Source organism: Pseudomonas sp. GM24, from assembly GCF_000282235.1.
GTDB lineage: Bacteria > Pseudomonadota > Gammaproteobacteria > Pseudomonadales > Pseudomonadaceae > Aquipseudomonas.
Genome location: NZ_AKJR01000073.1, coordinates 47324 through 57042, shown reverse-complemented (window position 1 = coordinate 57042; position 9719 = coordinate 47324). Strand labels below are relative to the sequence as shown.

11 protein-coding genes are annotated in these 9719 nt (G+C 58.1%); 9 read left to right on the top strand and 2 right to left on the bottom strand.

Translation table 11 applies throughout. The annotated features are described in order from the left end of the window. Positions 1-209: 209 nt before the first annotated feature. A complete protein-coding gene (locus PMI23_RS11525) occupies positions 210-530 on the bottom strand; it encodes a DUF2288 domain-containing protein (protein WP_007918516.1) in 321 nt (106 codons plus the stop codon). Positions 531-882: 352 nt separating this feature from the next. Here PMI23_RS11525 and PMI23_RS11520 point away from each other — a divergent pair, with 352 nt between their 5' ends. The 9 genes from PMI23_RS11520 (at position 883) to PMI23_RS11480 (ending at position 8623) form a co-directional block, all read left to right on the top strand. Then, positions 883-2010, top strand: a complete 1128-nt coding sequence (locus PMI23_RS11520; protein ID WP_007918518.1) for a branched-chain amino acid ABC transporter substrate-binding protein — start codon at positions 883-885, stop codon at positions 2008-2010. A 231-nt stretch (positions 2011-2241) separates the two neighbouring features. Beyond that, on the top strand, positions 2242-3165 hold the full coding sequence (gene livH / locus PMI23_RS11515; RefSeq protein WP_007918526.1) for a high-affinity branched-chain amino acid ABC transporter permease LivH: 924 nt from the start codon (positions 2242-2244) through the stop codon (positions 3163-3165). Next, positions 3162-4418 (top strand): high-affinity branched-chain amino acid ABC transporter permease LivM, encoded by a 1257-nt coding sequence (locus PMI23_RS11510; RefSeq protein WP_007918534.1) that lies wholly within the window; start codon positions 3162-3164, stop codon positions 4416-4418. Before livH ends, PMI23_RS11510 begins: the two co-directional genes overlap by 4 nt. Then, entirely contained in the window at positions 4415-5182 is a 768-nt protein-coding gene (gene livG / locus PMI23_RS11505) for a high-affinity branched-chain amino acid ABC transporter ATP-binding protein LivG (RefSeq protein WP_007918535.1), read from the top strand. Before PMI23_RS11510 ends, livG begins: the two co-directional genes overlap by 4 nt. Further along, a complete protein-coding gene (locus tag PMI23_RS11500) occupies positions 5183-5884 on the top strand; it encodes an ABC transporter ATP-binding protein (RefSeq protein WP_007918536.1) in 702 nt (233 codons plus the stop codon). Between the two features lie 292 nt (positions 5885-6176). Then, on the top strand, positions 6177-6482 hold the full coding sequence (locus tag PMI23_RS11495) for a BufA1 family periplasmic bufferin-type metallophore (RefSeq protein WP_007918537.1): 306 nt from the start codon (positions 6177-6179) through the stop codon (positions 6480-6482). Between the two features lie 25 nt (positions 6483-6507). After that, entirely contained in the window at positions 6508-7395 is an 888-nt protein-coding gene (gene bufB / locus PMI23_RS11490; protein WP_007918539.1) for an MNIO family bufferin maturase, read from the top strand. Continuing rightward, positions 7392-8150, top strand: a complete 759-nt coding sequence (locus PMI23_RS11485) for an HvfC/BufC N-terminal domain-containing protein (RefSeq protein ID WP_007918541.1) — start codon at positions 7392-7394, stop codon at positions 8148-8150. The genes bufB and PMI23_RS11485 overlap by 4 nt, the downstream gene beginning before the upstream one ends. Next, positions 8147-8623, top strand: coding sequence for a DoxX family protein (locus PMI23_RS11480; protein WP_007918546.1), 477 nt, complete (start codon positions 8147-8149; stop codon positions 8621-8623). Before PMI23_RS11485 ends, PMI23_RS11480 begins: the two co-directional genes overlap by 4 nt. Positions 8624-8738: 115 nt before the next feature. On the opposite strand, the gene PMI23_RS11475 is transcribed toward PMI23_RS11480, so the two are convergent. Continuing rightward, positions 8739-9653 carry a LysR family transcriptional regulator gene (locus tag PMI23_RS11475; RefSeq protein ID WP_007918547.1) on the bottom strand — a complete coding sequence of 305 codons (915 nt, stop codon included), beginning with the start codon at positions 9651-9653 and terminating at the stop codon, positions 8739-8741. Between the last annotated feature and the right edge of the window lie 66 nt (positions 9654-9719).

The window sequence follows — 9719 nt, the reverse complement described above, 5'->3', positions numbered from 1 at the left end:
GTGAGCCTGCTCGCGATGAGGTCTTTTCAGACGAAAGAAATCTCGAATCCAACATCCAGAAACAATTAAGCAGCCGTTAGGCTGCTTACTAAACTGTTCCCGTTACGTTTACGTCACCGTGAGGTCACCCGCGCTTGTGGCGATTCTTCACGGCAACGTGCCATCACGCTACTCCGCTACACACTTTCCGCTGACGGCCGGTCGCACCATCAAGGTGCGACGTCAGCAGCGACCGCCCTTTCCTGGATCAGAATCCACGGCGAAACCACCACTGCCCACAGCTGTGGATCACGTTCGAAAAGATCCAGCGCCCGCGATTCAGACAGCTTGGCGACTTTGTCTGCGGCCAGCCAGGCAGCCACTTTCTCGCCTTCATCCGACGCCACGGCCTCGGCAGCGGCGATCAAATCGAGCATAGGGTCGACCCACAATAGGGCACCCTTGGCGAAGAACGGCTCCAACTCTTTCCAGGTAATAGATGCGGTTTCACCAAGCAGCTTGGCATAGAGGGTGCTAGGTTCTTGATTCATGGGAGCTGTCCGGAAAAGAAATCGACGCGAATAATAACGTCGGTGGTCCGTCAGCAAAACCCGGTTGCAAATGGCTGTACCGAACGAAAAGAGCAGGAACGCCAGGGAATGCTGCTGATTGGGCTATATGCCCACGAACGCCCCGCCGCAATTCTGTCTTTTTCATTCAAAAATGCGACACCCCCAAGTTTTGCCCCTCGGCGCCCGCTTCCCAGGCTGACAACCGGCGCTCTACACTGTACCGGTACAGTTGCCGGGGGCATTTCCGGAGGGTATCGCAAAGATATCTGACCCGGTTCTGCTGCTACGGCGCCAGAACTCAAAAAAATTACAACAGTAAGAGTGGAGCACTATGACTAAGGCTACTAAGCAGATTTCCAAACTGTTTGCCGCTATGGTTCTGGCCGGGGTTGCCAGCCATTCGTTCGCAGCTGACACCATCAAAATCGGTATCGCCGGTCCTAAAACCGGTCCAGTAGCCCAGTACGGCGACATGCAGTTCAGTGGCGCGAAAATGGCCATCGAGCAAATCAACGCCAAGGGCGGCGTCGACGGCAAGAAACTTGAAGCCGTTGAATACGACGATGCCTGCGATCCAAAACAAGCGGTAGCGGTTGCGAACAAGGTCGTCAACGACGGCGTCAAGTTCGTCGTCGGTCACCTGTGCTCCAGCTCCACTCAACCGGCTTCGGACATCTACGAAGACGAAGGCGTGATCATGATCACCCCGGCTGCCACCAGCCCGGACATCACCGCCCGTGGTTACAAAATGGTCTTCCGCACCATCGGTCTGGACAGCGCCCAGGGCCCTGCCGCCGGTAACTACATTGCCGACCACGTGAAACCGAAAATTGTCGGCGTCCTGCACGACAAGCAACAGTACGGTGAAGGCATCGCCACCGCGGTGAAATCGACCCTCGAGAAGAAAGGCACCAAAGTTGCCGTGTTCGAAGGCGTCAACGCCGGCGACAAAGATTTCTCGGCGATCATCGCCAAACTCAAGCAAGCCAACGTCGATTTCGTCTACTACGGCGGCTACCACCCGGAGCTGGGTCTGATCCTGCGTCAAGCACAGGAAAAGGGCCTGAAAGCCAAGTTCATGGGTCCGGAAGGCGTGGGCAACGACTCGATCACTCAGATCGCCAAGGACGCGTCCGAAGGCCTGCTGGTGACCCTGCCGAAATCCTTCGACCAGGATCCAGCCAACATCGCCCTGGCCGATGCCTTCAAAGCGAAGAAAGAAGATCCAAGCGGTCCGTTCGTGTTCCCGTCCTACTCGGCGGTTGAAGTGATTGCCGAAGGCATCAAGGCAGCCAAGTCCGAAGACGCGACCAAAGTGGCTGAAGCCATTCACGCCGGTACCTTCAAGACCCCGACTGGCGACCTGAGCTTCGACGCCAAGGGCGACTTGAAAGACTTCAAATTCGTGGTTTACGAGTGGCACAACGGCAAACCTAAAACTGAAGTTTCGCCTCAGTAAGGCGCTGCCTGACTGACTGCCAATAAAGCCCACGGCGTGCCGTGGGCTTTGTTTTACGAATGTATTGGGCCGCGCTGGCGTGATCCGCCAGTCTCCCCACCTGAAAATCTCAAAACCGTCATCAGCGGTTCGCTGGCAAAACCCGGATTCGAAGTGGATAAAGATCCACGGGGCCGGGCGGGAAAATGACTCCACCAGTGAAATGCGTATCAGGTTTTTAGGAGCGCTGTAATGCCTGACATCTATCACTTCTTCCAACAGCTGGTTAACGGCCTGAACGTTGGCAGCATGTATGCCTTGATCGCCATCGGCTACACGATGGTTTACGGCATCATTGGAATGATCAACTTCGCCCACGGCGAGGTGTACATGATCGGCTCTTACGTGGCGTTCATCGCCATCGCCGGGTTGACCATGATGGGACTCGACAGTGTCCCGCTGTTGATGACGGCGGCGTTCATCGCCAGTATCGTCGTCACCAGTTCCTACGGTTACAGCATCGAACGGATCGCCTACCGCCCCCTGCGCGGCAGCAACCGTCTGATCCCGCTGATTTCCGCGATCGGTATGTCGATCTTCCTGCAGAACACGGTTCTGCTGGCGCAAGACTCCAAGGACAAAGCTATCCCCAACCTGATTCCGGGCAACATTGCCTTCGGCCCAGGTGGCGCACAAGAAGTGCTGATTTCCTACATGCAAATCGTGGTGTTCGTGGTGACCCTGATCGCCATGCTCGGCCTGACGCTGTTCATCTCCCGCTCTCGCTTGGGTCGCGCCTGCCGCGCCTGCGCCGAAGACATCAAGATGGCCAACCTGCTCGGCATCAACACCAACAACATCATCGCCCTGACCTTCGTCATTGGTGCCGCGCTGGCAGCCGTTGCGGCTGTGCTGCTGAGCATGCAATACGGGGTGATCAACCCGAACGCCGGTTTCCTCGTCGGCCTCAAAGCCTTCACCGCAGCGGTACTCGGCGGTATCGGCAGCATCCCCGGCGCCATGCTCGGCGGGCTGGTGCTTGGGGTGGCAGAAGCCTTTGGTGCCGATATCTTCGGCGACCAGTACAAGGATGTCGTGGCTTTCGGCTTGTTGGTTCTGGTGCTGTTATTCCGTCCGACCGGCATTCTGGGCCGTCCGGAGGTTGAGAAAGTATGACTAGGAATCTTAAACAGGCAATGTTCAGTGCCTTGCTGGTGTGGGCCGTGGCCTACCCGGTACTCGGTTTGAAACTGACCATCGTCGGCATCAACCTGGAAGTGCACAACACCAGCCCGACCGTGCTGGCGACCATCGCCATCTGTTCGGTGCTGATGTTCCTGCGCGTGCTGTTCAACCAGCAGATCAGCAAAGCCTGGCGTGCGTCGCCGGGCCTGCCGCTGATTCCGGCCAAGGCGAGCAACTTCCTCACCCTGCCAACCACCCAGCGCTATTTCATCATTGCGCTGATCCTGGTGGCGCTGGTGTGGCCGTTCTTCGGCTCCCGTGGCGCGGTGGATATCGCGACGCTGATCCTGATCTACGTGATGCTCGGCCTCGGTCTGAACATTGTCGTCGGTCTGGCCGGTCTGCTCGACCTCGGTTACGTCGGCTTTTACGCCGTGGGTGCTTACAGCTACGCATTGCTGTCGCACTACTACGGCCTGAGCTTCTGGATCTGCCTGCCGATTGCCGGCCTGATGGCGGCGACGTTCGGCTTCCTGCTGGGCTTCCCGGTGTTGCGTCTGCGCGGTGACTATCTGGCGATCGTGACCCTCGGCTTCGGTGAGATCATCCGTCTGTTCCTGCGTAACCTGACCGACATCACCGGTGGCCCGAACGGCATCAGCAACATCGAGAAACCGACGTTCTTCGGTCTGACCTTTGAACGCAAGGCTGCGGAAGGCATGCAAACCTTCCACGAGTATTTCGGCCTGCAATACAACTCGATCAACAAGGTGATTTTCCTCTACCTGGTTGCGCTGTTGCTGGCGCTGGCGGCGCTGTTCGTCATCAACCGTCTGCTGCGCATGCCGATCGGCCGTGCGTGGGAAGCGCTGCGTGAAGATGAAATCGCTTGCCGTGCACTGGGTCTGAATCCAACGATCATCAAGCTCTCCGCGTTCACTCTCGGCGCTGCATTCGCCGGTTTCGCCGGTAGCTTCTTCGCTGCGCGTCAGGGTCTGGTGACGCCGGAGTCGTTCACCTTCATCGAGTCGGCGATCATCCTCGCCATCGTTGTGTTGGGTGGCATGGGCTCGCAGTTGGGCGTGATCCTGGCGGCCGTGGTGATGATCCTGTTGCCGGAAATGATGCGTGAGTTCAGCGAGTACCGCATGTTGATGTTCGGTGCCCTGATGGTGTTGATGATGATTTGGCGTCCACAAGGTCTGCTGCCGATGCAACGCCCACACATGGAGTTGCGAAAATGAGCCGCGAGATCCTTAAAGTCGAAAACCTGAGCATGCGCTTCGGCGGTTTGCTCGCGGTCAACGGTGTGGCCCTGACCGTCAAAGAGAAACAGGTGGTTGCATTGATCGGGCCGAACGGCGCGGGCAAGACCACCGTGTTCAACTGCCTGACCGGTTTCTATCAGCCCACCGGCGGCAGCATCCTGCTCGACGGTGAGCCGATTCAAGGCCTGCCGGGCCACAAGATCGCCCTCAAAGGCGTGGTGCGTACCTTCCAGAACGTGCGCTTGTTCAAGGACATGACGGCGGTCGAGAACCTGTTGATCGCCCAACACCGTCACCTCAACACCAACTTCCTGTCCGGCCTGTTCAAGACCCCGGCATTCCGCAAAAGCGAGCGCGAGGCCATGGAATTTGCCGAGTACTGGCTGGAAAAGGTCAACCTCAAAGAGTTCGCCAACCGTACCGCCGGCACCCTGGCCTACGGTCAGCAACGGCGTCTGGAAATCGCTCGTTGCATGATGACCCGCCCACGGATCCTCATGCTCGACGAACCGGCCGCCGGTCTGAACCCGAAAGAAACCGAAGACCTCAAGGCGCTGATCAGCGTGCTGCGTGAAGAGCACAACGTCACCGTGCTGTTGATCGAGCACGACATGAAACTGGTCATGAGCATTTCCGACCACATCGTCGTGATCAACCAGGGCACGCCTCTGGCTGACGGCACGCCGGAACAGATCCGCGACAATCCTGAAGTGATCAAAGCCTACCTGGGGGAAGCGTAAATGCTGCAGTTCGAAAACGTTTCCACCTTCTACGGCAAGATCCAGGCCCTGCACAACGTCAACGTCGAAGTCCGTCAGGGCGAGATCGTGACCCTGATCGGCGCCAACGGTGCCGGCAAGTCGACTCTGCTGATGACGCTCTGCGGTTCGCCGCAGGCGCACAGCGGCAGCATCCGCTACATGGGTGAGGAACTGGTCGGCCAGGACTCGTCGCAGATCATGCGCAAGAGCATTGCCGTGGTGCCGGAAGGTCGTCGGGTGTTCGCCCGTCTGACCGTTGAAGAAAACCTGTCCATGGGCGGCTTCTTCACCGACAAGGGCGACTATCAGGAGCAAATGGACAAGGTTCTCGGCCTGTTCCCGCGCCTGAAAGAACGCTTCAACCAGCGCGGCGGCACCATGTCCGGCGGCGAACAGCAAATGCTCGCCATCGGCCGTGCGCTGATGAGCAAGCCGAAACTGTTGCTGCTCGACGAGCCGTCGCTGGGCCTGGCACCGATCATCATCCAGCAGATTTTCGACATCATCGAAATGCTGCGCAAGGATGGTGTGACGGTGTTCCTGGTCGAGCAGAACGCCAACCAGGCGCTGAAAATCGCTGACCGGGCGTACGTTCTGGAGAACGGTCGCGTGGTCATGCAAGGCACCGGTGAAGCGCTGCTGACCGACCCGAAAGTACGCGAGGCGTATCTCGGCGGTTGATGCATGTCGCCAAACAAACAAACGGCCTTCGGGCCGTTTTTTTGTGCCTGCACAATTTTCAGATTCTCCAAAAATCCCTTGTAGGAGTGAGCCTGCTCGCGATGGCGTCGTGTCATTCAACATCGCCAGTATCTGACATGACGCCATCGCGAGCAGGCTCACTCCTACAGGGTTTTGCGTTTTTCCAAAAAGATTTTGAGCGGGCTGTAACGCAACGCCACCTCGTTTCTCTAGAGGGACAAGCAAGCGCAAACGCGCTTGTAAAAACCCTGACCAAGACTGGAGAAACATCATGACTGCTACCACTCGCACCCTGTCCGCCACCGCCCTGGTTCTGGCCCTCGGTTCTGCCCTGAGCATGGCTGCTGTATCGACCGTCCACGCCGCTGACGCCGACATGGAAAAATGCTTCGGCGTGGCCATGAAAGGTCATAACGATTGCGCCGCCGGTGCAGGCACTACCTGTGCCGGCACGTCGAAAATGGACTATCAGGCCAATGCCTGGAAACTCGTTCCAAAGGGCACCTGCGCCACCACCGAGAGCAAGACTTCGCCGACCGGTTTCGGTCAGATGGAAGCCTTCAAAGCCAAGTCCTGATCGTTGGTCTGCCTGAGTGACGATCATGCTCACAATCAACGACCATGTTCCCTCCGGCACTCAGGCAGCCCGCACCGGGCTCCCGTCCCGTGCCGGGCTGGGGCTCAAGACCGGGCACTTTCGTGAAGTGCTCGGCTCACAACCGGACATCGGTTTCTTCGAAGTCCACGCCGAAAACTACATGGTGGCCGGCGGTCCGTTTCATCATTTTCTCGGTTTGATCCGCGAGCAGTATCCGCTGTCGCTGCACGGTGTCGGCTTGTCCATCGGTGCTGAAGGGCCGTTGGATAAACTACATCTTCAACGCCTTGCCGAGCTGATTCAGCGCTATCAACCGCAAGCCTTTTCCGAACATCTGGCCTGGTCGAGCCACGGCCCGGTGTTTCTCAATGACCTGCTGCCACTGGCCTATGACACGCCGACGCTGAACCGCGTTTGCGAGCATATTGATCAGGTGCAGAACACACTCAAACGTCCCATGTTGCTGGAGAATCCAGCGACCTATCTGGCCTTTCAGCGTTCGACCATCGATGAGCCTGACTTCATCGCCGAGGTCGTACACCGCAGCGGCTGTGGACTGTTGCTGGACGTCAACAATGTCTACGTTTCCTGCGTGAACCATCAGCGTGACCCACTGGCGTATCTCGATGCACTGCCATTACACACGGTGGGTGAAATTCATCTGGCCGGGTTCGCCGAAGATAGCGACAGCCTTGGCGATCGCTTGCTAATCGACGATCACGGCGCGCCGATCGATCAAGCCGTCTGGGGTTTGTACCGGCAAGTGCTGCAACGCATCGGTCCGGTGGCGACGTTGATCGAGCGCGACAATCAAGTGCCGGCGTTTGCGGTGCTGCTGGCGGAAGCTCAGCAAGCTGATGCACTTTTGCTGGATGCTGGAGCACGCACATGAGTACTCAACGCGCTTTCGCTGCCGCGCTGATCGACACCCGGTTACCCTGCCCCGAAGGCCTGTGCAGCGCCAACGGTGCTGATCCGGCGAGCCGTTTCGCGGTGTATCGCAACAACGTACAGGGTTCGCTGATCAATGCGTTGAGCAACAGTTACCCGGTGGTTGCGCAATTGGTCGGCGATCAATTCTTCCACGCCATGGCGGCCGTTTTCGTACAACAGCTGCCGCCGCAGAGTCCGTTGATGAGCCGTTATGGCGAAGCATTCGCGGACTTCATCGCAGCGTTCGAACCGGTCGGCAGCGTGCCTTATCTGGCAGACGTGGCGCGCCTTGAGCACCTGCGTACCCTCGCCTATCACGCGGCCGACACCCTGCCCGTCCGGCCAGAAGAAATCACGGCAGCGCTGGCTGATGCGCAAACGCTGACTGAATTGCGCTTCGAATTTCACCCCTCCCTGCACCTGCTCGACTCAGCCTTTGCCGTGGTGGCGATCTGGGGCGCACATCAGCAAGGCTCGACGCTGGAAGGCGTCGACATCAACCAAAGGCAACACGCGCTGGTGTTGCGCAATGAACTGGACGTCGAAGTGTTTGCCCTCGACCCCGGCGCCAGCAGGTTTATCCGCAACCTGATCGAGGGCCAGCCACTGCTGGCAGCGGCTGAAAACAGCCCTGAGTTCGACCTCGCGCAAACCCTCGGCTTGCTGATCGCGCGCAACGCCATCACCCACTTGAACAACAAGGAACTGCCATGAAAACGCTCATCACCCGCGCCATCGCGCTGCTGGAAAAAATCCCCCACAGCCTGATCGCGTTCATTGCGCGTTTCTCGATTGCCGCGGTGTTCTGGAAATCAGGGCAGACCAAGGTTGAAGGCCTGGCCATCGATCTGATCGACGGCAGCTTTCAACTCGGCTGGCCACGTCTGGCCGACTCGACGATTCCGTTGTTCAAGAGCGAATACCACGTACCGCTGCTGTCCCCAGAGATTGCCGCGCACATAGCGGCGTTCGCCGAGCACTTCTTTCCGATGCTGATTCTGATTGGCTTCGCTACGCGGTTTTCGGCGCTGGCGTTGTTGGGCATGACCCTGACCATTCAACTGTTTGTGTATCCCGATGCCTATCCGACTCACGGCACCTGGGCGGCGGTGTTGCTGTATTTGATGGCGACGGGGCCGGGCAAGTTGTCGATTGATCATCTGATCGCCCGCCACTTCACCAACTGAACGCCGACCTGTAGGCGCTGCCGAAGGCTGCGATCTTTTGATCTTGCTTTGAAAAAAACAAAATCAAAAAATCGCAGCCTTCGGCAGCTCCTACATGGGGTTTATATTCATATGATCAGTGCTGAAGTCGATCCAGCGCCTCGCCGCTGCGCTTGAACCAACCGATCAGATAATCCGCGAGCACTTGCGTGCGTTTTGGTAATCCACCCTGATACGGATGCACCAGGTACATCGGCATACGTCGGGTCTGAAAGTCACGCAGGAGCCAGCGCAATCGGCCGTCAGCCAATTCTGCCTGCAGCAAGTAGGAAGGCAACCGCGCAATCCCGGCGCCACTGAGTGCGGCTTTCTTCAGCAAGTTGTAATGGTTGCTGGCAAACGGTCCTGATACTCGCACCCGTAACAATTCATGCTGCTGGTGATAAAGCCATTCCTCACGTCCGCTGTAGTGGCTGTTGAGCAAGCAGCGATGCTCGGCCAGAGCCTGTGGCGTCAGCGGTTCACCGAAACGCTCGAGATACGCCGGGCTGGCGCAGGTCATTTCCTGCCAGGCCAACAACGGCTTGGCCACCAGCCGTTCGTCATTGGCCACCTCACTGCGGATCGCCAGATCAAAGCCGTCCCGTGACAGATCGCGGTAACTGTTGTTCAGCTCCAGCTCAATCTGCACCTCAGGGTAGTGATGCGAGAACTCCAGCAACAAACCATCGAAGAAGGTTTCCCCCAACGAAACCGGCACCGTCATGCGCACCGGGCCGGCCATATCGTCCTTCAACCGCGCTAAGGCCTGACGCGCCCTTTCCACCTGGACGACCAGCGCCTGCGCTTGTGGTAACAATGCTGCGCCGGCAGCGGTCAGGCTCAAGCGTCGAGTGGTGCGTTGCAGCAACACCACAGAAAACCGCGCTTCGAGCTGGCTGATGCGCTTGGACAACTGCCCTTTGCTACAGCCCAATTGCTGCGCCGCCAAGGTAAAACTGCCCGCTTCGATCAGCACCGCGAACGCCGCCAGATCATCCATTTCGCTCATGGATTGTTTCCATTTGAAAACCAAAGGTTGCCTATTAGCGCGCTTATCCACAGAAAAAACCACTCT

Coding starts and splice junctions, on each gene's coding strand:
- PMI23_RS11485 (WP_007918541.1), top strand. CDS start 7,392: ATGAGTACTCAACGCGCTTTCGCTGCCGCGCTGATCGACACCCGGTTA.
- PMI23_RS11500 (WP_007918536.1), top strand. CDS start 5,183: ATGCTGCAGTTCGAAAACGTTTCCACCTTCTACGGCAAGATCCAGGCC.
- bufB (WP_007918539.1), top strand. CDS start 6,508: ATGCTCACAATCAACGACCATGTTCCCTCCGGCACTCAGGCAGCCCGC.
- PMI23_RS11495 (WP_007918537.1), top strand. CDS start 6,177: ATGACTGCTACCACTCGCACCCTGTCCGCCACCGCCCTGGTTCTGGCC.
- PMI23_RS11480 (WP_007918546.1), top strand. CDS start 8,147: ATGAAAACGCTCATCACCCGCGCCATCGCGCTGCTGGAAAAAATCCCC.
- livH (WP_007918526.1), top strand. CDS start 2,242: ATGCCTGACATCTATCACTTCTTCCAACAGCTGGTTAACGGCCTGAAC.
- livG (WP_007918535.1), top strand. CDS start 4,415: ATGAGCCGCGAGATCCTTAAAGTCGAAAACCTGAGCATGCGCTTCGGC.
- PMI23_RS11520 (WP_007918518.1), top strand. CDS start 883: ATGACTAAGGCTACTAAGCAGATTTCCAAACTGTTTGCCGCTATGGTT.
- PMI23_RS11525 (WP_007918516.1), bottom strand. CDS start 530: ATGAATCAAGAACCTAGCACCCTCTATGCCAAGCTGCTTGGTGAAACC.
- PMI23_RS11510 (WP_007918534.1), top strand. CDS start 3,162: ATGACTAGGAATCTTAAACAGGCAATGTTCAGTGCCTTGCTGGTGTGG.
- PMI23_RS11475 (WP_007918547.1), bottom strand. CDS start 9,653: ATGAGCGAAATGGATGATCTGGCGGCGTTCGCGGTGCTGATCGAAGCG.